This window comes from Achromobacter sp. ES-001 (genome assembly GCF_019448355.1).
Taxonomy (GTDB): Bacteria; Pseudomonadota; Gammaproteobacteria; order Burkholderiales; family Burkholderiaceae_B; genus Achromobacter; species Achromobacter spanius_B.
In genome coordinates this window covers 4,115,874-4,139,524 of the sequence record NZ_CP079940.1, presented here as the reverse complement: position 1 = coordinate 4,139,524, position 23,651 = coordinate 4,115,874, and the positions used below count along the sequence as shown (strand labels likewise).

Genomic DNA, 23,651 nt, shown 5'->3' with positions numbered 1-23,651 from the left:
GCCGCCTTATCGCGACAAACGAACGCTGTTCGTCCGGGTGATATCATCGCCGCGACAAAAACCCGGCCCCACGCATGAGCATTTCCCATCACCTGCTGTTTCTGGCCTGCGTGGCGCTGGCCACCTATGCCCAGACCATGACCGGCTTCGCGTTCGGGCTGGTGCTACTGGGTCTGTCCGGCGTATTTCAGCTGGCCTCGGTGGCCGAAGTGGCCAACGTGGTCAGCGTGCTGTCGCTGGTGAACGCCGCCGTCACGCTGGCGCGCGCCAAGCCGCAAGTGAATTGGTCGCTGATGCGCCCGGCCATGGTCGCCAGCCTGGTGGGCGTTGCCGTGGGTGTGGCCGCGCTGACGTGGATCAGCGGATCCATGACGGTCCTGCTGCAACTGTTGCTGGGCATCACCATCCTGGCCTGCGCGGTGCTGCTGGTGGCACGCGCTAAGCCATTGGAACGCTTGTCGTCCAAGGCGTCCTTTTTGTTCTTCGGGGGCATATCGGGCGTGTTGGGCGGCCTGTTTTCCAGCGCCGGCCCGCCGATGGTGTATCACCTGTATCGCCAGCCCTTGCCGCTGGCGTCCATCCGCAACAGCCTGCTGGTGCTGTTCTCGCTCAATGCCGTGGTGCGGCTGGCGCTGGTGACGGGGCAGGGCCACTTCATGGCGTCGTCATTCTGGCTTAGCGTGCAGGCGCTGCCCGTGGTGATCGGGGTGACGTGGGTGGCGCGGCGCTACAGCACGGCGGGCTCCATGAAGACCGTGAAGCGGATGGTGTTCGTGCTGCTGCTGGCGGCCGGCATGGGCCTGATCGTGCCGGCGGCGCGGATACTGGCGGCCGGGTAGCCGCCAGGGGCGATGGGACAACGGCGCGCGGCACTTGCGCGTGCTGCCGCTGACGGGGCTTGGCCGCCGCTGATTACGCGTGGCCGCCGCTGATGTAGCGTTCCAGCTCGTGGATGATGAATTTCTGTTCGCTCATGATGTCCTTGACCAGATCGCCGATGGACAGCAGGCCGATGAGCTTTTCGTTGTCGATGACCGGAAGATGGCGGAAATGCCGTTCGGTCATCATGGCCATACAGTGCTCACGCGTGTCGCCCGGGCCCACGTAATACACCGAGTCGGTCATGATGTCGCGCACTTTGGTGCTGCGCGACGAGCGGTCTTGCAGGACGACTTTGCGGGCGTAGTCGCGCTCGGACAGCATGCCCAGCACCGTATCCCCTTGCACGACCACCACTGCGCCGATGCTGCGTTCGGCCATGGTCTTGATGGCGTCGAACACCGAGGAATCCGGTGAAACCGTCACGACGGCATTGTTCGACTTTTCCCTGAGAATCTCAGCCACTGTTTTCACGATGTGCTCCCGGATCGCTGACAAGGTTCAAACGCCAACCGCGCGTCGCGCCCTTGGATAACGGCCAGGGCGCCGCGGCGCGGTCATGCTCCATCCTAAGCCTGCTGGCCACCTTGCCGCAAGCGGGGCCTATTTGGCCGCCTTGGGCCGGAAGGCGTGGGCGGCCATTTCGCGCAGGTTGCGCGCGGCGCTGCGTTCGGCCCCCGGGTTCCATGCCAGCGAAATCCCGATCGACGCGTCCGCCGGAAAATCGGCCAGCGTTTTGGTGATCACATTGGGGCTGGGGTGACGGCGGGCGCCGGCCGGCACCAGCGCCACGCCCAAGCCGCTTTCCACCAGGCTCAACAGGGTTTGCACCTGCACGGCTTCCTGCGCGATGCGGGGCGTGAAGCCGCGCAGCTGGCAGGCGTTGATGGCGGCCATGCGCAGGCCGGCCGCCTCGGTGGCGGTGTACATGATGAAGGGTTCGTCGGCCAGGTCGGCCAGCCGGATGCGGCCGCGGCGGGCCAGCGGATGGCTGTTGTGCACGGCCAGCACGAAATTTTCGGTGGTCAGCGGCGCCAGCCGCACGCGCGAGCCCATGGCCACCGGCACACGCACGATGCCCACTTCCAGCGCGTCCTCGGCCAGGTCCTGCATGATGCGTATCGAGGTGGCTTCGCGCAGCACCACTGTCACGCCCGGATAGCGTTGGCGAAACAAGGGCAGCACGCGCGGCAAGATGGCGTGCGTGGCGGATCCGACGAAACCGATACGGACGGTGCCGCCTTCACCGACAGCCCCGGCACGGGCAGCCAGCCGGAATTGCTCGGCATGAAACAGCGCGCGGCGCGCTTCGTCCAGCGCCGCCAGCCCGGCCTCGGTCAGCTGCACGCCTTGCCGGCCACGCACGAACAGCGGCACACCCACCATCTCTTCCAGCTTGCGGATCGACACCGACAGCGGCGGTTGCGACATATGCAGCTTTTCGGCCGCGCGGTGAAAGTTCAGCGTGTCGGCAAGCACCAGAAATTGCTGCAAGTGGCGAAAGTCCATGGAAGGGGTCCAGGGCGGCATGGGCTTTCGATGATACGTGCAGTGTGTCGCGATGTGTGTGATGTGGTGTGTGGTGCAGTGTGTCGCGAATGTGTGCGGTGCTGCGTATAGCGATGTGTGTGATGTGTGTGATGTGGTGTGTGGGGCTTGGTATCGCGCGGTGTGCCGTGCGGTGGATCGCCGCCGGCATCCGGGCTATCCCTTGCGGTATCGCCGCGTCAGGCTTGACCCTGCGCCACGCGGCGGATGAAGTCCAGTGCACTGTCTTCGCCTTGCAACGCATGGGCGCCGATGTGTGCATGCCAGAAGGATTCCGACCCTGCCGCCAACCGCCAGTCGCGCAGGCGGCGCGTGTAAAGCTGCAAGTCGAATTCGGCGGTGACGCCGATGGCGCCATGCACCGCGTGGGCGATGTCGGCCACCCGCGGCGCCGCCTGGCTGGTTCGCGCTTTGCCGACGGCAGCTTGCATCGCACCGGGCATCACGCTGGGCATCACACCGGGCATCGCACCGGGCGTCGCACCGGGCGTCGCGCTGGGCATCGCGCTGGGCATTGCACCGGGCATTGCACCGGGCATTGCACCGGGCATCGCTCCCGGCATCGCGCTGGGGATCGCACCGGGCGTCGCACCCGGCATCGCATTGGGCAGCGCACCGGCCATCACTCGGCGCAAATTGCCGGGCTGCGTGACCTGGCTTTGAAACGCCAGCTGCGCGGCCATGTTCGCTGCCCACACCTCTTCGGCCATCACGCTGATCTGCTGCTGCACCGCCTGGAAGCGGCCGATGGACTTGCCGAATTGAGCCCGGGTGTTGGCGTAGTCCAGGGTCATCGCCAACACGCGCTCCATTGCGCCGGCCATCAGGCCCGCGTAGGCCGTGGCGGCCAGCAGGGCCAGGGCATCCGGCGTATCGGCCGCGCGCTGCCCGTTGTGCCCGTCTCGCCCGTCCTGCCCATGCCGCCCGTCCTGTCCGTCCAGTCCGTCCTGTCCGTCCCGCCCGTCGTGCCCGTTCCGCCCCAGCCGGCCCTCCCGCCCCTCCCGCCCGTTCTGTTCATCGCTTGCGCGGATAGGGCCCAGGCATTGCGCGTCGGCCAACGCCCATGACGCCTCGCCGTCCAGCGAGCCATGTATGCCGTTGCTCTGCACATCGGCGGCTTGCACGGGCAACAACCACGCTTGTCCATCGATCTGCGCCAGCACGTGGCTGGCCACGCGTATCCAGGGCACGTTCGTGCCGGCGATGCGGTGGTCGGCCACGGACAGCCCGTGCGGGGCCAGCGCGATCGGCCCCGCGGGGCACGCATGTCCGTGGGCCGCCAGCCAGCCGCGCGCCAGCATGGTATGTGCGATGGGGTAGGGGCACAGGTGACGGCCTGCCGCCAGCACCACCGGCAGTGCCGCCGCCAACGGCAGCCCGGCGCCGCCCAGCGACTCGGGCACCAGCGCATCGGCGAATCCCGCGTCCTCGCACGCCCGCCACGCGGCATCAATGGGCTGCCCCTGCTCGGCGGCGCGCAGCAGCGCGGGCGTGCAGGTTTGGGCGAACAGGCGTTCGGCCGCGTCGCCCAGCAGGTTATCGGAAAGCGTGTCGCCAGCGTTGTTCATGATGTAGCCCATGTCCGTCCGTATTCAGTTAACACGCCGCAGATCGCCCTGTATGACATCAGCGGCCTGATATCAGCCCAGTGACATCACCGGCCTGACATCATCGGCCTGACATCATCGGCCTGACATCAGCGGCCTGATATCACCGGCCTGACATCAGCCCCGTGACATCACCCCGCGCCTTACCGCAGCCCCAGCCCGCGCGCGATGATGCCGCGCAGAATTTCACGGGTGCCGCCGCGCAGCGAGAACGTGGGCGCAACCTGTTCCAGGTACGTCAGCGTGCGCAGCAGGGGCAATGGGGGCGGCAGGTTGGGGTGACGGCCCAGCGCGTCGCCGATCAGGCGGGGAATTTGCTGCTCCAGTTCCGTGCCCAAGTCCTTCACCAGCGCCGCTTCGGTGGCCGGGCTGCCGCCCGCGGCCAGCTTGCCCGCCACCGCCAGCGACATCGCCCGCAACACCGCCATCTGCGACAAGATGGCGCCCAAGGTCGCGCGGTCCACGGCGTCGCCCGACAAGGCGCGGCAGTGCGTTAACCAGCATTCAAGCAGCGCAACGCTGGAATACAACCGTTCCGGGCCGCTGCGCTCGAACGCCAATTCGGCGTTGACCTGCGCCCAGCCCGCGCCTTCTTCACCGATCAACGCATCGTCCGGCAATTCCACGTTGTCGTAGAACACTTCCGAGAAATGCGCATCGCCGGTCAAGTCTTGAATCTGCCGCACCGACACGCCGGGTAGCGACAGGTCCACGATCAGCTGCGACAGGCCCTGGTGCCGGTCCTGCGGGGATCCCGACGTGCGCACCAGCGCAATCATGTAGTGCGAGCGGTGCGCGTTGGTGGTCCAGATCTTGCTGCCGTTCAAGCGCCAACCGCCAGGCATCGGCTCTGCCCGCGTGCGGATGCTGGCCAGGTCCGAGCCTGATCCCGGTTCGCTCATGCCGATGCAAAAGAACGCCTCGGCGCGGCAGATGCGCGGCAGGTAAAACGCCTTTTGGGCGGGGGTACCCACCTTCAAGATCAAGGGGGCGCTTTGGCGGTCGGCGATCCAGTGCGCCGATACCGGCGCGCCCGCGCCCAGCAATTCCTCGGACAGCACGAAACGCGCGAAATGGCCTCGGTCGGCCCCCCCGAATTCGCGCGGCAACGTCAGGCCCAGCCAGCCGCGCTCGGCAAGCTGGCGGCTGAAGCCCGCGTCAAACCCCATCCAGGACCGTGCGCGTTCATCCGGCTCCAACCCGTCCAGCGTGTCCGTCAGAAAGGCGCGGATATCCGCGCGCAGCGCTTCGTCGGGGGCGGGGATGGGGGTCAGGTCCAGCGGTTCGATCATGGTCCGGTTCCGTTGCGACGCCGCCTGGATGGCGGGCACGTCAGGCCACTATCCGGCAGCGTCGCCACCGCCGTCCAATATTATTTTTGGGCTTTTCGATACCGGATTCGTATCGCCGGTGCAAAAACTAATATTGGACGCTGCCCGGCCACGCGCCTACGCTGGACATTCTTGCCGGCGTGCGCGGCGGCGATCCAAAACCTGTAATCGGGAAAGGGAAAACATGACGGAACTCGTGCATTTTGAATTGGACGCGGACGGCGTGGCGACGCTGACGCTGGATGACCCCGCTACGCGCAACGCGCTGACCGGCAGCGATATCGTGGACCAGATGCTGGCCATCTTCGCGCGTATCGAGCACGACCCCGACGTGCGCGTGCTGATCCTGACCGCGACAGGCAAGGTGTTTTCATCAGGCGGCAACATTCACGAAATGCAGCGCCAGATCGGGCCGGACGTGAGCCCGGCCGCGCTGCGCCAGGAATATCGGCACGGCATCCAACGATTGCCCTTGGCCCTGCACGCGCTTGAAGTGCCCACCATTGCCGCCGTCAACGGCCCGGCCATCGGCGCGGGTTGCGACCTGGCCTGCATGTGCGACGTGCGCATCGCGGCGGAGTCGGCCACTTTTGCCGAGAGCTTCGTCAAGCTGGGCATCATTCCCGGCGACGGTGGCGCGTGGTTTTTGCCGCGCTTGATCGGCATGGCGCGTGCCGCCGAAATGTCGTTTACCGGCGACGCCATCGGCGCGGCCACGGCGCTGGAATGGGGCCTGGTGTCGCGCGTGGTGCCGGGCCAGGAACTGCTGCCGGCAGCGCGCGCGCTGGCCGGACGCATGGCGGCCAATTCCCCGCAGGCCGTGCGGCTGACCAAGCGCCTCTTGCGCGAAAGCCAGCATGCGCGCCTGGACGCCTTGCTGGAACTGTCGGCGGCGTACCAGGCGCTGGCCCACAAGACCGACGCGCACGCGGACGCCGTCGCCCAATTCCTGGCGGCGCGGCGGCGCTAGGCCGGCGTTATGATGGAAAACATCACAAGGAGGAAACACCATGAATGAAGTTATCGTCGCATCCGCCGTGCGCACCGCCATCGGCGATTTTGGCGGCGCGCTGAAAGACGTGCCGCCCTGCGACCTGGGCGCCACGGTTATCCGGGCCGCGCTGGAACGCGCCGCCGTCAAGGGCGACGAAGTCGGCCACGTTGCGGTGGGCCATGTCATCAACACCGAACCCCGCGACATGTACCTGTCGCGCGTGGCGGCCATGAACGCCGGCATCGCCAAGGAAACCCCTGCCTTCAACGTCAACCGCCTGTGCGGTTCGGGCTTGCAGGCCATCGTGTCGGCCGCGCAGACCATCATGCTGGGCGATGCCGATATCGCCATCGGCGCGGGCGCCGAAAGCATGAGCCGCGCCCCATACATCGTGCCCTCGCAACGCTGGGGCGCGCGCATGGGCGACAGCGTCATGCTGGACATGATGACCGGCGCCTTGTCCGACCCCTTCGGCCGCATGCACATGGGCGTCACGGCCGAAAACGTGGCGGCCAAATTCAACATCAGCCGCCAGGACCAGGACGCGCTGGCCGCCGAATCGCATCGCCGCGCCGCCGCCGCCATTGACGCTGGCTACTTCCGCGACCAGATCGTGCCGGTGGTGCAAAAGACCCGCAAGGGCGAAGTCGTGTTCGACACCGACGAACACGTGCGCCGCGACGTCACCGCCGACACCATGGCGGGGCTCAAGCCGGTGTTTCAGAAAGAGAACGGCACGGTCACGGCGGGCAATGCGTCGGGCCTGAATGACGGCGCGGGCGCCGTGGTGCTGATGAACGCCTCGGTAGCCGCCAAGCGCGGCATCAAGCCGCTGGCGCGCCTGGTGGCCTACGCGCACGCGGGCGTCGACCCCAACATCATGGGCATCGGCCCGGTGCCCGCCACGCAGGCCGCCTTGAAGCGCGCCGGTCTGACGGTGGACCAGTTGGACGTCATCGAAGCCAACGAAGCGTTTGCTGCCCAGGCGTGCGCCGTGGCGCGTGAATTGAAGCTGGACCCCGCCAAGGTCAACCCCAACGGCAGCGGCATCGGCCTGGGCCACCCCATCGGGGCGACGGGCGCGATCATCACCGTCAAGGCGCTGCACGAACTGCAACGCGTGGGCGGCCGCTATGCGCTGGTGACGATGTGCATCGGTGGCGGCCAAGGCATTGCCGCGATCTTCGAACGCATTTAAGGGTTTGATGCCGGTTTGGCTGCGGCTTTGGAAGCAGCCGAACTACGCAGCTGAATGACGCAGCCCAGTGCCCCGCCTCCCCGCGGGGCGCTTTTCCTTCATGCCTGGCCCAGATAGCCCGCCGCCCAGGCCTGGCACTCGGCCCGCAGCAGCTCGCCCATCTTGGCGCGGCGCGGCGCATCCAGCCGGCTGCTGATGGCGCCGAAGCTGAACGCTACCCACGTCAACTCCGATACCGGAAACGCGACGCCCACGCCCGAGACGCCCGGCGTGATCGTATCCACGATTTCAGAATGCCCCGTCGCGCGCGTCTGCTTGACGGCCTTCATCAACGCCGCGCTTGAGACGCCAATCTGCGCGTAGCTGGCCGCGTGCCGCGCATACAGCGCCGCGATTTCTTCGTCCGGCAAACTCGCCATCAACGCCAGCCCGCCCGCGCCCACGCCCAGCAGCCGCCGTTCGCCCTGGTCGATGGTGAACACCTTGACCGGAAACGAGCCCGCCTCGCGCAGCAGGCACAGGGCGTAATCCCCCTGGCGGATCACCAGGAACACGGTGTCGCCCGACAATCGGGCCAGCTTCTGCGCGAAAGGGCGCAGCGCATCCAGCAAGGGCGTGCGTCGCAACGCCGCGAAACCCAGCTGCATGGAATCCACGCCCAGCCGATAACGCCGCGTGCGTGCGTCGCGTTCGGCGAATTGCTCTTCCAGCAGGCAGCTCAACAGGCGGTGGGCGGTGGACCGTTCCAGCCCCGTCGCGCTCATCACGCCTTGCAGGTCGATGCCGTCTTCCTGATGCTGGGCCAGCACGCGTAGCAGGCCCAGCGCGCGCCGCATGCTTTGGGTGCCGCCGGTAGCCATCGTGTTGTTCATATTGTGGGAAAAAGTGGTCGAATATTTTGTATTCTAGGATTCCAGGTGCGTTAATTCAATCGAATCGACCCATCGACCCGTGCCATCCACAAGCGCGGGCGTTGCAAAAGACGAGGAGACTATGGAATACGCCACCCTGGCCGTCGAGCACCACGACTCGATCTGCCGCATCAGCCTGGCGCGCGAATCGGCGCGCAATGCCCAAAGCCAGCAAATGCTGGATGAACTGGACGACGCCCTGACCCGGGCCGAACAAGACGACGCCGTGCGCGTCGTGGTGCTGGCCGGACGCGGCGCGCATTTTTCGGCGGGGCACGACCTGAAAGAAGCGCAAGCCAAGCGCGCCGACTTCACCGTGGAAGAACGCTGGGAATACGAGTCGCGCCGCTACTACGGCTATTGCCTGCGCATCTGGGATTTCCCGAAACCCACCATCGCGCAGGTGCAGGGCGCGTGCGTGGCGGGGGGCTTCATGATCGCCAACATGTGCGACCTGGTCGTATGCGCCGACACCGCGTACTTTTCGGACCCCGTCGGCCACACGCTGGCCGCCGCCGCCACCGAAGTGCTGATCCACCCCTGGGTGATGGGCCTGCGCAAAGCCAAGGAAATGCTCTACACCGGCGAAAAGGTCGACGCGGCCGAGGCGCTGCGTATCGGCATGGTGAACCGCGTGGTGCCCGAGTCCGAGCTGGACGAAGCCACGCTGACGCTGGCACGGCGCATTGCCCAGGCGCCGCCCTTCGGGCTGCGGCTGATCAAGCGCTCGTTGAACCGCACGGCCGATGCGCAGGGCTTTCGCACGGCCTTGTCGGCGCATTTCGACACGCACCAGCTGTCGCACCTTAGTGAAGAATTCCAGGCCGTGCGCGAACGCGGCCTGGCCCAGGCCATTCAGCGCAACAAGAAGGGCGAAACGGCATGAGGCCCGCGCTGGACTGCCTGCTGGACCCGCGTTCGATTGCCATGATCGGCGCCAGCGCCAACGCCGGCCGCATTGGCGGCATGCCGCTGGAACTGCTGACGCGCTTTGGCTACGCGGGCGGCATCTACCCCGTCAACCCGAAGTACCAGGAAGTGTTCGGCTTACGTTGCTGGCCCGACATTGAAGCCGTGCCCGAACCCGTGGACCTGGCCGTGCTGGCGATTGCCGCCGCCGAGGTCACGCCCATGCTGCGCCGTTGCCACGCCCGGGGCGTGCGCGCGGCCATCGTGTATGCGGCGGGTTTTGCGGAGGCGGGCGGCGAGGGCGCGCGCCTGCAAGCCGAGCTGGAAGCGTTCGTGGCGCAAAGCGGCATGGCCGTGGCGGGCCCGAACTGCATGGGGTTTGCCAACTTGAACACGCAGGCGCACACCGCCTTTGCCTCGGTATTCAAGACGGCGCCCGCGCAAACGCAGCCGGGCGTGGTCAGCCTGCTGACGCAAAGCGGCAATGTGTGCGCGGCGGTGTACGCCATCGCGCGTCGGCTTGACCTGCCGTTTTCGCACTTCATCAATACCGGCAACGAGGCCTGCCTGGATTTTTCGCAGTACCTGGAATATCTGGCGGCAGACGCGCACACCGAGATTGTGCTGGGCTACATCGAACAACTGCGCGATGGCGAACGCTTCGTGCGGGCCTGCCAGGCGCTGGAGCGCCAGGGCAAGTTGTTGATTGCGCTGAAGGCCGGCAACACCGATAAAGGCGCGGCGGCGGTGCGTTCGCACACGTCGGCGCTGGCGGGCGACAAGCGCGTTTACGCGGCGGCGTTTCGCCAATTGAACGTCATCGAAGCCACCGACTTTGCACAGATGGCGCATCTGGCCAGCCTGGCCACGCTGCGCCATCGCAGCGCCGGCAAGCGCGTGGCGGTGCTGACGATGTCGGGGGCGCTGGGCGCCATCCTGGCCGACAAGTTCATCGGCGCGGGGCTGGAACTGCCGGATCTGCCCGACGACCTGCAAACCGTGCTGCGCGGCGGCATTCCGGACTACGGCATGGTTGGCAATCCGGTGGACGTGACCGGCAACGTCGTCAACGATCCGGCGTTTGTGCGCACGGTGTTGCAAGCCCTGGCCACCACCGACGCCATCGACGCCGTGGTGGTCTACGCGCCCGGCTACATGCTGGACCGCATGGCCGACGCGCTGGCCGAGGCATCGCGCCAGCATCAGCGCTTGTTCGTCGCCATCGACACCGGCCTGGCGCAAAGCCGCGCCGCCTTGCGCGAGGCCGAGGTCGCGGTGTTTGAAGACCTGGGACTAGCCGTGTCCGCGCTGGCGCCGTATCTGTTGTGGTGCGAGGCACGCGGCACGCGGCGGATGGCGGCCATCGACAACCCCACCGACCAACCCATCAACGTCAACGCCCCGCCCGTGCCGGCGCTGCCCTGCAACGAAGTGGACGCACGCGCCTACGTCGCCGCCTTCGGGCTGCCGCAAGCGCTTGCCAGGGTGGCGCGCACGGCGGATGACGCGGTGGCCCACGCGCGCCAGGCAGGCTATCCCGTGGCGCTGAAAATACTTAGCGCCGACATCGCGCACAAGACCGAGGCCGGCGGCGTAGCGCTAGGGCTGGCCGACGACGCCGCCGTCCGCGCTGCGTTCGACCGCGTGCTGCACGCAGCGTCGGCCGCGCAACCCGACGCGCGCGTCGATGGCGTGATGGTGCAGAAGATGGAACGCGGGGTGGCGGAGCTGATCGTGGGCGCCACGCGCGACCCCGTCTTTGGCCCCGTGCTGACGGTGGGGCTGGGCGGCGTGCTGACCGAGATCTATCAAGACACCAGCCACCGCCTGCTGCCCGTGGACGAGGCCATCGCCATGCGGATGCTGCAAGAACTGAAGGCGTACCCCTTGCTGGACGGCTACCGGGGCAAGCCGCGTGCGGACGTGGCGGCGGCCTGCCGGGCGATTGTCGCCGTGGGCAACGCGCTGTTGGCCGCGCCCGCGCAGGTGGCCGAAATCGAAGTCAATCCCTTGCTGATCAAAGAGGCGGGACAAGGCGTTGCCGTACTGGACGCGTTGATCCTGCCCGCAACCCCGTAGTGCCACCGCGCCATGCGCGCAACGCATTCCCCAGGAGGAGACAAGCATGAAGAAGAGACAGGCAATCAAAGGGCTGTTGGCCGGCATGGCCTTCGCCGTGGCCGGCGCGGCCACCCCCGCGCTGGCGCAGGACGCGTATCCCAGCCGGCCCGTGCGCATCGTGGTGCCGTTCTCGCCGGGTGGCGCGGCCGACATCATGAGCCGCTTGCTGGCCGAACGGCTGACCGCCAAGCTGGGCCAGACCGTGATCGTAGAGAACAAGCCGGGCGGCGGCACGATGATTGCGTCCGACTACGTGGCGCGCGCGGCGCCCGACGGCTACACGCTGCTGATGGCCGCGTCATCGCTGGGCATCGCGCCCAGCACGTACGCCAAGGTCAACTACGACCCCATCAAGGACTTCACGCCCGTCAGCCAGGTGGCCTCGGTGGTGCACGTGCTTGAGGTGCACCCGTCGATTCCGGCCAAGAACGTGGGCGAACTGATTGCGTATCTGAAGGCCAACCCCGGCAAGGTCAGCTACGGCTCGGTGGGCGCGGGCAGTTCCACGCACCTGGAAGCCGAACTGTTCAACAGCATGGCGGGCGTGCAGATGGCGCATATTCCGTACAAGGGCAGCGCGCCGGCGCTGAACGATCTGGTGGCCGGGCGTATCCAGGTGATGTTCGACGCCTGGGCCTCGTCCGGCCCGTTCGTCAAGGACGGCAAGCTGCGCGCGCTGGCGGTGACGACCACGAAGCCCTCGGCCTCGGTGCCCGACCTGCCGACAGTGGCGGCTTCCGGCCTGCCGGGCTATTCGGCCATGCCGTGGCTGGGACTGGTGGCGCCGGCGAACACGCCGCAGGCGGTCGTCGACAAGCTCTATACGAATCTGGCGCAGATCCTGCAACAGCCCGACGTGAAAGCGCAGTTCGTGGGGCTGGGGCTGGACATCATCGGCAGCGACCCCAAAGCATTCGCGGCGTTCATCCGGCAAGACGTGTCGACCTGGGCCAAGGTCGCGCGCGATTCGAATATCCGATTGGAGTAAGCGGTATGGATCGACAGGACAACGTGGCCGCTCGCATCCTGGCTCTGGACGACGACGCCTTTCGCCCGCGGTTGCGCGCATGGCTGGCCGAGACCTATGCCGGCTTTGTGCGCGGCTGGCCCGGCGGCGCGTGCCCCCGTGACCTGGACTTTCGCCGGGCCTGGGAAGACACCTTGTGCGGCCACGGCTGGTCCGGCCTGGGTTGGCCCAGCGAATATGGCGGGCACGGCTTGCCGCTATCGCGCCAGGCCGTATTCCATGAAGAGCATGCGCGTTGCGGCGCGCCGTTGGGCGTGAACCTGATCGGCCACGGCATCCTGGCGCCTACGTTGCTGCACTTTGGCACGGACGCACAAAAGCGCCGTTTTTTGCCGGGCATATTGTCCAACCGCGACGTCTGGTGCCAGGGCTATTCGGAACCCGGCGCCGGGTCGGACCTGGCCTCGGTCCGCACGCGCGCCGAGCCGGTGGCGGGCGGGTATCGACTCAATGGGCACAAGATCTGGACGTCGTTCGCCGACCGCGCCCAGTGGTGCTTCGTGCTGGCGCGCACCGATGCCGACGTGCCCAAGCACAAGGGCCTGAGCTTTCTGTTGGTGGACATGCGCAGCACGGGCGTCCGGGTCGAACCGATCCGCCAGATCACGGGCGACGCGGAATTCTGCGAAGTGTTTTTCGAAGATGTATTCGTGCCGCAAGACCTGTTGCTGGGCGCCGAGAACCAGGGTTGGAAGGTGGCGATGGCCGCCGCCAGTTTCGAACGCGGCACTTACTTCATTCCGCGTCTGGTGCGGTTTGCGCAAGAGCTGCAAGCGGTGCGGCGGCTGGCGCTGCGGCCCGACGCGTACGGGCACACGCCGGCTTCGTCGGCCGACGTGCGCCACCGTTGGGCGCGGCTGGCGGCCGACAGCCACGTGCTGGCGTTGAAGTCGCGGCGCGCGCTGGAAGGCGCCATGCGTGGTGATCCGCCCGGGCCGGAAGGGTCGTCCACCAAGATTCACTGGAGCGAGGCGCACCAGCGCTTGCTGGAGCTGTCCTTGCAGATGCTGGGAGAAGGCGCGTGCCTGGAAGGGGCGGGGCATGGCGCGGGCGACGGCAAGGGAGCCGGCAAGGCGGGCGCGGTCGGCAATGCGGGTATCGATGCGGGTATCGATGTGCGCGGTACTGCCGGTGTTGCGGCCGATAGGGAAGCTGGCATCAGGCCCGATTGCAACGCTTGTATCGAAGCCGATTTCAACGCCGATATCGACGCGGACGCGGCAACGCTGACGCACGCCTACTTGTGGTCACGCGCCGAAACCATCCTGGCCGGCACCTCCGAGATCCAGCGCAACATCATCGCCGAGCAGATGCTGGGATTGCCCAAAGCCTGAAGCCCAAAGCCCAAAGCCTGATTCGAACCAACGCCGACACCATGACTTTTTCCTTGAACGAAGACCAGCGCATGCTGCAAGAATCGGCCGCGCGCTTTCTGGCGGATCGCCATCCGCCCCGCGTGGCGCGCGCCGCCGCGACGCAGCCGGCCGCCGACCGGCTGGCGCTGTGGCAAGACCTGTGCGAACAAGGCTGGCCCGCACTGCTGGCGCCCGCTGAACAAGACGGCCTGGGCCTGGGGCTGGCCGACGCCTGGGTGGTGGCCGAAGCGGCAGGGCGTCATCTGCTTAGCCTGCCGCTGGTGGCAAACATGGTGCTGCTGCCAACCCTGTGCAAGGCGGGCTTGCCCGAGCCCGCGGCAACCTGGGCGCGCCAGATGATGCAGGGCCAGCGATATTTCGCGGATGTGACGCTGCGCCCGGACGGGTCTGCGTTTGTGGAAGGCGCAGGCCAGGGGGTGTCCGGCTTGGCGGTGCATTGCCCCGCGCCGGGTGTGTTGCGGCTGGAACGCCACGCGCCCGTGGCGGGCAGGGCAGGGCTGGACCCGACGATGCCCGTCGCAAGCGTGGCGAGTCCTGACGTAGCGGAAACCGTGGACGTGCGGTTGGACGCCGGCCAGTGGCGGCGCCTGAAGACGCGGCTGACCTTGCTGCGGTCAGCCGAGCTGCTGGGCGCGGCAAGTGCCGCGCTGGACATGGCGGCGGCGTATGCCCGCGAACGGCGCCAGTTTGACCGCGCCATCGGCGCAAACCAAGCCATCAAGCACCGCTTGGCGGACGACTGGATGGCGCTGGACGATGCGCGTCTGGCCGGTCGGGCGGCCGCCGCCACGCACGATGCCGACGCGCCCTCGGCCGAACGCGACAGCCTTTACGTGCCGCTGCTGGCGGTGGAAGCGGGCCGGCGCGCGGCCCAGAACGCCATCCAGGTGCATGGCGCCATGGGGATCACCTGGGAATGCGACGCGCACTTGTATCTGAAGCGGGTGTTGCGCTTGGCGGCAAGCCTGCATGCGGACGCATCTTGCACCCAGTGGCTGGAGCGCATTTGGGAAGGCGCCGCCGAGGAAAACGCTGATCTGCCTTGAGCCACCGTTGGCGCGGCGTCCGACCTACAATCGCCGCCATGAATAAATCGAACTTCCCCTCCGAACTGGACCAGCCGACCCTGTCCGAGCTGGATGGCGTGCGTTATCTGCACTTCAACACCCCGTGGGTCCAGGGTGCGATGCACGTCAAGCGTCCGGCTGAACTGGTGCTGGAATACACCGCGCAGATGATGGCCTGGCTGCTGTTCCTGGAACCGCCCAAGGAAGAATCCATCGGCATGTTGGGCCTGGGCGCGGGGTCGCTGGCGCGCTTTTGCGTCAAGCACACGCGTAGCCCGCTGCTGGCCGTGGAATGGAACCCGCGCGTAACCGCCGCCTGCCATATGTTCTTCCGCCTGCCGGGCTCGAACCGGCTGCTGGTCGAACACGCGGACGCCGGCCAGTGGGTGGCCGACCCCGCCAATGCCGGGCGTTGCCCGGTGTTGATGGTCGACCTGTACGACGCCTCGGCCGAAGGCCCCGTGCGCGACAGCGTGAAGTTCTACCGCGACTGCCGCCGCGTGCTGGGCGAGGTCGGCGTGGTGGCCGTCAACCTGTTCGGCCGCCACGAAAGCTTTGGCAAGAACATCGACAACCTGTCCAAAGCCTTCGACGACCGCGTGGTGTTGCTGCCCGAGGTGGACGCCGGCAATCAGATCGTGCTGGCCTTCTCCGGCCCGCGCCTGGCGGTGACGCCCGCCGATCTGCTGGCGCGGGCCGAAGTCGTGGAATCCAAATACGGCCTGCCGGCCCGCCGTTGGGCCCGATCGCTGACGCGCCACGCCGTGGACGGGGTTCTGCACTTCTGAAGCAGCCGACGGGCGGAAGGGGTTTTCCAGGGGTTTACCTTTTTCCGCGTCGGGATTTAACATGGGCTTGTTCATAATTATGAATTACGGCGCTGCCCGCGCCGGCCCCCATGAGCCAACCCATCGTCCGTCAAGCCCTTTACCTGGAAGTCGCGGATCGCCTGCGCGGCATGATCCATGCGCGCGCCCTGTCCAACGGCGAATGGATCGACGAACTTCGGCTGGCGGGCGAAATGGGCATATCCCGCACCCCCTTGCGCGAGGCGCTGAAGGTGCTGGCCACCGAAGGGCTGGTGCGGCTGGAGCCGCGCCGCGGCTGCTTTGTCAATGAACTGTCCACGCAAGACCTGGAAGACATCTTCCCGCTGATGGCCATGCTGGAAGGGCGCTGCGCTTTCGAAGCCGCCCGCAAGGCCACCGACGACGAACTGGCGGCGCTTGAGCCGCTGCACGCCGAGCTGGCCGGCCATGCCCGCGCCGGCCGCATCGACGCCTACTACCAAACCAATTACCTGATCCACGAAGCCGTCCAGGCGCTGGCCGGCAACCAGTGGCTGTCGGACATGGTGGGCAACCTGCGCAAGGTCCTGAGCCTGTCGCGGCACCGCAGTCTGGCGCGCCCCGGGCGCATCCAGCAGTCCTGCGCCGAACACCTGGCCATTTTCGACGCCCTGAAAGCGCATGACAGTGAGGCCGCCCAGGCCCTGGCGCACACCCATCTGATGCGGCAGCTGGAAGCGCTGCGCATTTTGGCCAATGAAGACGCCGCCGATCCGGCGTTATCCGATCCCATCGTTATCGAGGAGCCCGCCCATGTCCGTACCCGCCAATCTCGCGCCCGCGCGGGGCGCACGCACGCCTGAGCCCGAGCCCGAGCTGATCGACCCTGCGGCGGCCGCCGAGGGCGCCAGCCTGATGACGCGCCTGGGCAAGCTGTGGGAACGCGGGCGCCTGCCCAGCGAATCCGAGGTGCGCCGCCTGTTCGAGGCGCGCCTGACCGATGTGGCGGCCAACAAGCTGGCGCGCCGCTGGTGCGAGCAATACAGCACGGCCGACAGCAAGGACCGCCGGCTGATGCTGGCGGCGTTGGCTCAGGTGCGCGCCACGTACGGGGGCGACGGCGGCGAGGGCACGCGCCTGTTCAAGCGCTTTAACGCGCTGCCGCACGGCTTGCGCTTCCTGGTGGATCTGCGCGCCGACATGCTGCGTTGGCGCAAGCAGGTATCGGGTATCCAGGGGCTGGACAAGGAACTGGAAGGGTTGCTGTCCGCCTGGTTTGACGTGGGCTTGCTGGAGTTGCGCCCGCTGACCTGGGATTCGCCCGCGTCGCTGCTGGAAAAACTGATCCTGTACGAAGCCGTGCACGAGATCACCTCGTGGGACGATCTGCGCCGCCGCGTGTCGCCCGACCGCCGCTGCTACGCCTATTTCCACCCGCAGATGCCGGGCGTGCCGCTGATTTTCGTGGAAGTGGCGTTTGCCAGCAGCATGGCCGACAACGTGCAGGTGCTGCTGGACAGCACCTTGCCGCCGCAGGATCTGGACAAGGCGCGCTGGGCGATCTTCTATTCCATTTCGAATACGCAGCCCGGCCTGAAGGGCATCAGCTTCGGCAACTTCCTGCTCAAGCGCGTGGTCGAGCAGCTGCTGGAAGAGCTGCCCAAGCTGAAGAACTTTGCCACGCTGTCGCCCATCCCCGGGTTTTCGGATTGGCTGGGCAAGCTGGACGCCGACGCCGTGGAGGCCATCGTGCGCGAAGACAAGTCGCGCGCCAAGGATCGCAAGCGCGAAGGGGTGCCGGATGGCCAGCGCTGGGTGTCGCGGCTGGCCAAGGCCGCCGCGCAGGGCAAGGCGTCCGACGTGATCAAACGCGCCGGCTTCCGGCTGGCCGCCACGTATTTGCAATCCATGAAGAACGGGCTGCCGCTGGACCCCGTGGCGCGTTTTCACCTGGGCAACGGCGCGCGCATCGAACGCTTGAACTGGGCGGCCGACACCTCGGTCAAGGGCATGAAGCAGTCTTGCGCGCTGATGGTCAACTACCTGTATGACCTGGACGAGCTGGACACCAACCTTGCCCGCTTGGGCGAAGGTAAGCCGCAGGTAAGCCGGGGAGTCGGACGCGTGGCCTGATCGCTTTACAAAGCGGTCCATATCAATAAGAAAAGGGGCAAGGGGACATGACGCAAGACGTGACCGGCCGCGTGCGGCTGGAACGCGAGGGGCCGTTGGCCTGGGTGACGCTATCGCACCCGGGGCGGTTGAACGCGATAACGGTGGGCATGTGGGGCGAGCTTGGCCAGGTGTTCACGCGCCTGGCCGCCGACAACACCGTGCGCTGCGTGATCGTGCGGGGCGAAGGCGGCAACTTTGCCGCGGGCGCCGACATCCGCGAATTTCCCGTGCAGCGGGCCGATGCCGCCGGCGTGCAGCATTACCACCGCCACATCCTGGCGCCCGCCTTGCGGGCCGTGGCCGACTGCCCGCACCCCGTCATCGCCCAGATCGAAGGCGTGTGCGTGGGCGGCGGGCTGGAAATTGCCAGCCAGTGCGACTTGCGCATCGCTGGTGCGTCGGCGCGTTTCGGCGTGCCCATCAACCGCCTGGGCTTTCCCATGGCGCCCGATGAAATGCGCGGCCTTCTGGCCCTGGTCGGGCGCGCGGCCACGCTGGCAATTTTGCTGGAAGGCCGGGTCTTCGGCGCCGACGAGGCGCACGGCCTGGGGCTGCTGACGCGCATCGTGCCCGACGATCAGGTGGCCGATGCCGCCCGCCGCAGCGCCGATCGCATCGCCCAGGGCGCGCCATTGGCCGCCCGCATCAATAAACGCCTGTCGGCGCGGCTTGCCCAAGGGGGCGCCTTGACCGAAGACGAATATCAAGACTATTTCTCCTATGCCGAAAGCCGGGACCACAAGGAAGGCGTGCGCGCTTTCCTGGCCGGCGTAGATCCTTCCTTTTCCGGAGACTGACCAAGGTGAGCAACGCCAACCTCTATGCTGTCCTGCAAGGCGGCTTTCCCAAAGACCGCAGCAAAGTCGCGCTGGAAACGCCCGACCTGCAATACACCTGGGATGACATCGACCGCGCCACCGCGTGCCTGGCCAACCTGCTGACGTCGCTGGACCTGCCCGACGGTTCGCGCGTGGCCGTGCAAGTCGAAAAATCGCCGGAAGCGCTGCTGTTGTACCTGGCCACCTTGCGCGCCGGGCTGGTGTACCTGCCGCTGAACACGGCCTACCGCGAAGCCGAGATCGAATACTTCCTGGGCAACGCCGAGCCCGCCGTAGTGGTCTGCGCCAGCAAGAACCTGGACTGGGTGCAGCGCGCCGCCGACAAGGCCGGCTGCGCGCACGTCTACACGCTGGACGAAGACCGCACGGGCACGCTGCTGGACGCCGCCGCCGGCCTGCCGCAAACGTTCAAGACCGTGCAGCGCAAGCCCAACGACCTGGCCGCCATTCTGTATACGTCCGGCACCACCGGCCGCAGCAAGGGCGCGATGCTGTCGCATGGCAACCTGGCCGCCAACGCGCAGGTGCTGCACGAATACTGGGGCTGGCGCGAAGACGACGTGCTGCTGCACATGTTGCCCATCTTCCACGTGCATGGCTTGTTCGTGGCCTCGCACGGCGCCTTGCTGGCCGGCGCCAAGATGATCTGGCTGCCCAAGCTGGATGCCGACCAGGCGCTGCATTACCTGCCGCAATGCACGGTGATGATGGGCGTGCCCACGTACTACGTGCGTCTGCTGGCCGACCCGCGCTTTAACCGCGACGTGTGCGCCAACATGCGCCTGTTCATCTCGGGGTCGGCGCCGCTGTTGGCCGAGACGTTCTCGGACTTCAAGGCGCGCAGCGGCCACGCCATCCTGGAACGCTACGGCATGAGCGAAACCGTCATGCTGACGTCCAACCCCTATGACCCCGCCCAGGGCGAGCGCCTGGCCGGCACGGTCGGGCGCGCGTTGCCGGGCGTGCAGGTGCGCGTCGTGGACGACGCGGGCGTGCCGCTGGCGCCGGGCGAGATCGGCAACGTGCAGGTGCGTGGCCCCAACGTGTTCTCGGGCTACTGGCGCATGCCGGAAAAAACGCGCGAGGAATTCACCGAAGACGGCTGGTTCAAGACGGGCGACGTCGGCCGCTGGGGCGGCGAATCCGCCGGGCGCGAAGTGCCGGCCGACACGCTGTCCATCGTCGGGCGCAGCAAGGACCTGATCATCTCGGGCGGCTTTAACGTCTACCCCAAGGAAATCGAAACGCTGATCGACGACATGCCTGGCGTGGCGGAATCGGCCGTCATCGGCGTGCCGCACGCGGACTTCGGCGAAGCCGTCGTCGCGGTGGTCGTGCCCAAGGACGGCGCGTCGCTGGACGCGGGCGCGATGCAACAGGAACTGAAGTCACGCATCGCCAACTTCAAGGTGCCCAAGCGCGTGCACATCGTTGACCAATTGCCGCGCAACACGATGGGCAAGGTCCAAAAGAACGTGCTGCGCGAAACCTATAAGACGCTTTGACGCCATGCCAGATGCCGGCCTGCATGGGCCGGCATTTTTTTTCTACACAGGAGGCCTTCCGACTCGATCCGACTACGCATTGCAGTCCTGGCAGCATTCATTCAATAAGAATTTCAAGAGACGAGACGCACACAACCGCGCCGTCCCCGTGATGCAGCAAGAGGAGACATTATGAAAGTTCGCAAGTCCGCCGTGGCCCTAGTCGCCGTGGCAGCCCTGGGTTTCGGCGGCACGGCCGCCGCGCAATGGCCAGAGCGCCCCATCACGCTGATCGTTCCGTTCCCCGCAGGCGGCGGCACGGACACCTTCGCCCGCCCGCTGGCCCAACAACTGACCATGCAATTGGGCCAGACGGTGGTGATCGACAACAAGGGCGGCGCGGGCGGCACGGTGGGCGCGGGCGTCGCCGCCAAGGCCCGGCCCGACGGCTACACCTTCTTCATGGGCGGCGCGCACCACGCGTTGGCCCCGTCGCTGTACAAAAGCCTGAACTACAACATCCAGAAGGACTTCGTGCCGGTCGCGCTGGTGGCGCAGCCGCCGCAAGTGGTGGTGATCAACGCCGGCAAGTTGCCGGTCAAGACCTTGCAGGAATTCGTCGACTACGCCAAGAAGCATCCGGGCGAAATCAATTACGGCACCGCCGGCAAGGGCAGCACGCACCACCTGGCCGGTGAATTGTTCGCCATGCAGACCGGCATCAAGCTGGTGGACGTGCCGTACCAGGGCGCCGGCCCGATGCTGTCCGCGTTGATCGGTGGTCAGGTAGACCTGGCGTTCGATGGGCTGGGTTCGTCGTCCGGACATATACGCGCGGGCGCCATCAAGCCCCTGGCCGTGGCGGCCAGCGAACGGTCGGCCTCGCTACCCAACGTGCCGACCGCCGCCGAAGCCGGCGTGCCGAATTACGTCGTGTCGACCTGGTACGCCATCTGGGCGCCGACCGGCACGCCGAAAGAGGCGGTCGACAAGATGGCGGTGGAAATCACCAAGGCGCTGAACACCCCGAAGCTGAAGGAAACGTGGGCCGGCAACGGCTCGGCGGTGCCCACGCTGACGGGCGCCGACTTCGGCAAGTTCGTCGATAGCGAAGTCGATCGCTGGGCCAAGGTGGTGAAAGATTCCGGCGTGAAGCTGGATTAATGCCTTAGCGCCATTCGCTGGCCTGGCTCAGCTTGGCCAACTGGTCATGCGTCAGCGTCAGGCTGGCGGCCTTGACCAGTTCGTCAAGCTGCGCCAACGACGTGGCGCTGACGATGGGCGAGGTGATGCCCGGCTGTGCAATCTGCCAGGCCAGCGCGGCTTGCGCGGGCGTGCAGCCGGCGTCTTCCGAGACCTCGTCCAGCGCCTTCAAGATGCGCAGGCCGCGTTCGTTCAGATAGGTCTCCACAATCTTCTGGCCGCGCGCGCTTTTGCCGGCGTCGGCCGCGCTGCGATATTTGCCGCTAAGAAAACCGCTGGCCAGCGCGTAGTAATTGATGGTGCCCATCTGCTGCGTTTTCACCAGGCCTTGCAGCCCGGTCTCGAACGCGGCGCGGTTGTACAGGTTGTATTCGGGCTGGATGCTTTCGTAGCGCGGCAGGTCGTGGCGTTCGGCCGCGATCAGCGCTTCGGACAGGCGCACGGCCGTGTAGTTTGACGCGCCGATGGCGCGCACCTTGCCGGACTCGATGTGCTTGGCGTATTCCGCCAACGTGTCGGTCAGCGGCGTATCGGGGTCGTCTTTGTGCGACTGGTACAGGTCCACATAATCCGTTTGCAGCCGCGCCAGCGAGGCATCCAGTGAACGGCGGATGTAGGCGGGCGCCAGGCCGCGCGCGTCGGGGCCCATTTCCATGCCGACCTTGGTGGCAATCATCACGCGGTCGCGCTTGCCGGATCGCTTGAGCCATTTGCCGATCAGCGTTTCGGATTCGCCGCCCTGGTTGCCGGGCACCCAGCGCGAATACACGTCGGCCGTGTCGATGAAATTCAGGCCCGCGTCGACCATGGCGTCAAGCAGGGAATAGGCGCCGGCTTCGTCGACCGTCCAGCCGAAGACGTTGCCGCCGAAAGTCAGGGGGGGAACTTGCAGGCCGGAACGGCCCAGAGCGCGTTTGATCATGATGAGGCCTTGGGATGTGGCCGACGATCCGCCGTCGGCCTTGGCGATATTTAGTATATTGGCGCGGCGCGCCCCGGCGTGGAGCATGCTTGCCGGCATGCACCATTTCAGGGATTCCCCGCAAATTCTTTTGTCTGACGGCAAGTTAGACTATATGGCTTTACGGCTGACCGACCGACGGGAAGCCGCCGGCGTAGTTGTAATAACGAACAAAAACCAAGGGTTCAAGGAGCTTACGTATGCTGATCGGAAAAAAACATTTTCTGACGGTTGGCGCCATGGCGCTGGCGATGGCTATCGCCTCACCAGTGTCGGCGCAGCAAAAGTCGGTGGCGATTACCGCCATCGTCGAGCACCCGGCGCTGGACGCCGTGCGTGATGGGGTGCAAGACGCCCTGAAGCAAGCCGGCTACGAATCCGGCAAGAACCTGAAGTGGCAGTACCAAAGCGCGCAGGGCAACAACGGCACCGCCGCGCAGATCGCCCGCAAATTCGTGGGTGACCGTCCCGACGCCATCGTCGCGATCGCCACGCCCTCGGCCCAGGCCGTCGTGGCCGCCACCAAGGACGTGCCGGTGGTGTATTCGGCCGTGACCGACCCGGTGGCAGCGCAGCTGGTCAAGAGCATGGACGCCACGGGCACCAACGTGACCGGCGTGTCGGACATGCTGGCGCTGGAAAAGCAGGTTGAACTCATCAAGAAAATCGTTCCCAACGCCAAGCGCGTGGGCATCGTCTACAACCCGGGCGAGGCCAACTCGGTCGTGGTGGTGAAGAAGTTGCAGGAAATCCTGCCCAAGTCGGGCATGAGCCTGGTTGAAGCCGCCGCCCCGCGTTCGGTTGACGTGGCCTCGGCCGCGCGCAGCCTGATCGGCAAGGTCGACGTCATCTACACCAACACCGACAACAACGTCGTGTCGGCGTATGAATCGCTGGTCAAGGTGGGTAACGACGCGAAGATCCCGCTGATCGCCTCGGATACCGACAGCGTCAAGCGCGGCGGTATCGCGGCGCTGGGGATCAACTACCACGACCTGGGCGTGCAGACGGGCAAGGTGGTCGTGCGCATTCTCAAGGGCGAAAAGCCCGGCGCCATTCCGTCGGAAGTCATCTCCAAGCTTGAGCTCTACGTGAACCCGGGCGCCGCCGCCAAGCAGGGCGTGACCCTGTCGGACGCCGTGATCAAGTCGGCCGCGGTGGTCGTGAAGTAAAGCGACACTCGCCAGACCCCGCCACGCCGCCCGGCGTGCGCGGGGTTTTTGTTAAGCTTTT

21 protein-coding genes are annotated in these 23,651 nt (G+C 66.6%); 15 read left to right on the top strand and 6 right to left on the bottom strand.

Going from position 1 to position 23,651, the window contains the following annotated elements; translation table 11 throughout:
* The first annotated feature begins 74 nt into the window (after positions 1 to 74).
* Positions 75 to 839, top strand: a complete 765-nt coding sequence (locus KYT87_RS18595; protein ID WP_046804065.1) for a sulfite exporter TauE/SafE family protein — start codon at positions 75 to 77, stop codon at positions 837 to 839.
* 73 nt (positions 840 to 912) lie between these two features.
* Here KYT87_RS18595 and KYT87_RS18590 read toward each other — a convergent pair whose 3' ends face one another.
* The 4 genes from KYT87_RS18590 to KYT87_RS18565 form a co-directional block, all read right to left on the bottom strand.
* Positions 913 to 1,353 carry a CBS domain-containing protein gene (locus KYT87_RS18590; protein ID WP_046804064.1) on the bottom strand — a complete coding sequence of 147 codons (441 nt, stop codon included), beginning with the start codon at positions 1,351 to 1,353 and terminating at the stop codon, positions 913 to 915.
* Positions 1,354 to 1,482: 129 nt separating this feature from the next.
* Entirely contained in the window at positions 1,483 to 2,388 is a 906-nt protein-coding gene (locus tag KYT87_RS18585; protein ID WP_219990555.1) for a LysR family transcriptional regulator, read from the bottom strand.
* 218 nt (positions 2,389 to 2,606) lie between these two features.
* Positions 2,607 to 3,995 (bottom strand): acyl-CoA dehydrogenase family protein, encoded by a 1,389-nt coding sequence (locus KYT87_RS29875; RefSeq protein WP_255593291.1) that lies wholly within the window; start codon positions 3,993 to 3,995, stop codon positions 2,607 to 2,609.
* A 182-nt stretch (positions 3,996 to 4,177) separates the two neighbouring features.
* Entirely contained in the window at positions 4,178 to 5,326 is a 1,149-nt protein-coding gene (locus KYT87_RS18565) for an acyl-CoA dehydrogenase family protein (RefSeq protein WP_219990554.1), read from the bottom strand.
* Positions 5,327 to 5,549: 223 nt separating this feature from the next.
* On the opposite strand from KYT87_RS18565, the gene KYT87_RS18560 reads away from it, so the two are divergent.
* Positions 5,550 to 6,335 carry a crotonase/enoyl-CoA hydratase family protein gene (locus tag KYT87_RS18560; protein WP_046805447.1) on the top strand — a complete coding sequence of 262 codons (786 nt, stop codon included), beginning with the start codon at positions 5,550 to 5,552 and terminating at the stop codon, positions 6,333 to 6,335.
* Between the two features lie 40 nt (positions 6,336 to 6,375).
* Entirely contained in the window at positions 6,376 to 7,557 is a 1,182-nt protein-coding gene (bktB, locus tag KYT87_RS18555) for a beta-ketothiolase BktB (protein ID WP_046805446.1), read from the top strand.
* A gap of 98 nt (positions 7,558 to 7,655) precedes the next feature.
* Here bktB and KYT87_RS18550 read toward each other — a convergent pair whose 3' ends face one another.
* Entirely contained in the window at positions 7,656 to 8,429 is a 774-nt protein-coding gene (locus KYT87_RS18550; protein ID WP_219990553.1) for an IclR family transcriptional regulator, read from the bottom strand.
* A gap of 121 nt (positions 8,430 to 8,550) precedes the next feature.
* Between KYT87_RS18550 and KYT87_RS18545 the strand changes: the two genes are divergently transcribed.
* From KYT87_RS18545 to KYT87_RS18490, 11 genes are all read left to right on the top strand, one after another.
* Complete coding sequence (locus tag KYT87_RS18545) at positions 8,551 to 9,354, top strand: enoyl-CoA hydratase (protein WP_046805444.1); 804 nt, start codon at positions 8,551 to 8,553, stop codon at positions 9,352 to 9,354.
* The gene (locus KYT87_RS18540) at positions 9,351 to 11,456 is read left to right on the top strand and encodes an acetate--CoA ligase family protein (RefSeq protein WP_219990552.1); all 2,106 of its coding nucleotides are present in this window, start codon (positions 9,351 to 9,353) and stop codon (positions 11,454 to 11,456) included. Before KYT87_RS18545 ends, KYT87_RS18540 begins: the two co-directional genes overlap by 4 nt.
* 46 nt (positions 11,457 to 11,502) lie before the next feature.
* Positions 11,503 to 12,486: a tripartite tricarboxylate transporter substrate binding protein gene (locus tag KYT87_RS18535; protein ID WP_046805442.1), complete on the top strand. Its 984-nt coding sequence runs from the start codon at positions 11,503 to 11,505 to the stop codon at positions 12,484 to 12,486.
* 5 nt (positions 12,487 to 12,491) lie between these two features.
* The gene (locus KYT87_RS18530; protein WP_255593290.1) at positions 12,492 to 13,859 is read left to right on the top strand and encodes an acyl-CoA dehydrogenase family protein; all 1,368 of its coding nucleotides are present in this window, start codon (positions 12,492 to 12,494) and stop codon (positions 13,857 to 13,859) included.
* A 41-nt stretch (positions 13,860 to 13,900) separates the two neighbouring features.
* A complete protein-coding gene (locus KYT87_RS18520; RefSeq protein WP_255593289.1) occupies positions 13,901 to 14,947 on the top strand; it encodes an acyl-CoA dehydrogenase family protein in 1,047 nt (348 codons plus the stop codon).
* 38 nt (positions 14,948 to 14,985) lie between these two features.
* Positions 14,986 to 15,756, top strand: a complete 771-nt coding sequence (locus tag KYT87_RS18515) for a spermidine synthase (protein ID WP_046805440.1) — start codon at positions 14,986 to 14,988, stop codon at positions 15,754 to 15,756.
* Between the two features lie 110 nt (positions 15,757 to 15,866).
* Positions 15,867 to 16,619, top strand: coding sequence for a GntR family transcriptional regulator (locus tag KYT87_RS18510; protein WP_104144298.1), 753 nt, complete (start codon positions 15,867 to 15,869; stop codon positions 16,617 to 16,619).
* Positions 16,570 to 17,889, top strand: coding sequence for a malonyl-CoA decarboxylase domain-containing protein (locus tag KYT87_RS18505; RefSeq protein ID WP_219990551.1), 1,320 nt, complete (start codon positions 16,570 to 16,572; stop codon positions 17,887 to 17,889). Before KYT87_RS18510 ends, KYT87_RS18505 begins: the two co-directional genes overlap by 50 nt.
* A gap of 47 nt (positions 17,890 to 17,936) precedes the next feature.
* Entirely contained in the window at positions 17,937 to 18,728 is a 792-nt protein-coding gene (locus KYT87_RS18500) for an enoyl-CoA hydratase/isomerase family protein (protein WP_219990550.1), read from the top strand.
* A gap of 5 nt (positions 18,729 to 18,733) precedes the next feature.
* The gene (locus KYT87_RS18495) at positions 18,734 to 20,275 is read left to right on the top strand and encodes a malonyl-CoA synthase (protein ID WP_219990549.1); all 1,542 of its coding nucleotides are present in this window, start codon (positions 18,734 to 18,736) and stop codon (positions 20,273 to 20,275) included.
* 171 nt (positions 20,276 to 20,446) lie between these two features.
* Positions 20,447 to 21,418 carry a tripartite tricarboxylate transporter substrate binding protein gene (locus KYT87_RS18490; RefSeq protein ID WP_046805435.1) on the top strand — a complete coding sequence of 324 codons (972 nt, stop codon included), beginning with the start codon at positions 20,447 to 20,449 and terminating at the stop codon, positions 21,416 to 21,418.
* 4 nt (positions 21,419 to 21,422) lie between these two features.
* Here the strand turns inward: KYT87_RS18490 and KYT87_RS18485 are convergent, their stop codons facing one another.
* Positions 21,423 to 22,379, bottom strand: coding sequence for an aldo/keto reductase (locus tag KYT87_RS18485; protein WP_219990548.1), 957 nt, complete (start codon positions 22,377 to 22,379; stop codon positions 21,423 to 21,425).
* 239 nt (positions 22,380 to 22,618) lie between these two features.
* On the opposite strand from KYT87_RS18485, the gene KYT87_RS18480 reads away from it, so the two are divergent.
* Positions 22,619 to 23,590: an ABC transporter substrate-binding protein gene (locus KYT87_RS18480; RefSeq protein WP_046805434.1), complete on the top strand. Its 972-nt coding sequence runs from the start codon at positions 22,619 to 22,621 to the stop codon at positions 23,588 to 23,590.
* The last annotated feature ends 61 nt before the right edge of the window (positions 23,591 to 23,651 follow it).

Bases quoted from the DNA above. Each gene is read 5' to 3' on its own strand.
- KYT87_RS18595 (WP_046804065.1), top strand. From the start codon at position 75: ATGAGCATTTCCCATCACCTGCTGTTTCTGGCCTGCGTGGCGCTGGCC.
- KYT87_RS18585 (WP_219990555.1), bottom strand. From the start codon at position 2,388: ATGGACTTTCGCCACTTGCAGCAATTTCTGGTGCTTGCCGACACGCTG.
- KYT87_RS29875 (WP_255593291.1), bottom strand. From the start codon at position 3,995: ATGAACAACGCTGGCGACACGCTTTCCGATAACCTGCTGGGCGACGCG.
- KYT87_RS18565 (WP_219990554.1), bottom strand. From the start codon at position 5,326: ATGATCGAACCGCTGGACCTGACCCCCATCCCCGCCCCCGACGAAGCG.
- KYT87_RS18560 (WP_046805447.1), top strand. From the start codon at position 5,550: ATGACGGAACTCGTGCATTTTGAATTGGACGCGGACGGCGTGGCGACG.
- bktB (WP_046805446.1), top strand. From the start codon at position 6,376: ATGAATGAAGTTATCGTCGCATCCGCCGTGCGCACCGCCATCGGCGAT.
- KYT87_RS18550 (WP_219990553.1), bottom strand. From the start codon at position 8,429: ATGAACAACACGATGGCTACCGGCGGCACCCAAAGCATGCGGCGCGCG.
- KYT87_RS18545 (WP_046805444.1), top strand. From the start codon at position 8,551: ATGGAATACGCCACCCTGGCCGTCGAGCACCACGACTCGATCTGCCGC.
- KYT87_RS18540 (WP_219990552.1), top strand. From the start codon at position 9,351: ATGAGGCCCGCGCTGGACTGCCTGCTGGACCCGCGTTCGATTGCCATG.
- KYT87_RS18535 (WP_046805442.1), top strand. From the start codon at position 11,503: ATGAAGAAGAGACAGGCAATCAAAGGGCTGTTGGCCGGCATGGCCTTC.
- KYT87_RS18530 (WP_255593290.1), top strand. From the start codon at position 12,492: ATGGATCGACAGGACAACGTGGCCGCTCGCATCCTGGCTCTGGACGAC.
- KYT87_RS18520 (WP_255593289.1), top strand. From the start codon at position 13,901: ATGACTTTTTCCTTGAACGAAGACCAGCGCATGCTGCAAGAATCGGCC.
- KYT87_RS18515 (WP_046805440.1), top strand. From the start codon at position 14,986: ATGAATAAATCGAACTTCCCCTCCGAACTGGACCAGCCGACCCTGTCC.
- KYT87_RS18510 (WP_104144298.1), top strand. From the start codon at position 15,867: ATGAGCCAACCCATCGTCCGTCAAGCCCTTTACCTGGAAGTCGCGGAT.
- KYT87_RS18505 (WP_219990551.1), top strand. From the start codon at position 16,570: ATGTCCGTACCCGCCAATCTCGCGCCCGCGCGGGGCGCACGCACGCCT.
- KYT87_RS18500 (WP_219990550.1), top strand. From the start codon at position 17,937: ATGACGCAAGACGTGACCGGCCGCGTGCGGCTGGAACGCGAGGGGCCG.
- KYT87_RS18490 (WP_046805435.1), top strand. From the start codon at position 20,447: ATGAAAGTTCGCAAGTCCGCCGTGGCCCTAGTCGCCGTGGCAGCCCTG.
- KYT87_RS18485 (WP_219990548.1), bottom strand. From the start codon at position 22,379: ATGATCAAACGCGCTCTGGGCCGTTCCGGCCTGCAAGTTCCCCCCCTG.
- KYT87_RS18480 (WP_046805434.1), top strand. From the start codon at position 22,619: ATGCTGATCGGAAAAAAACATTTTCTGACGGTTGGCGCCATGGCGCTG.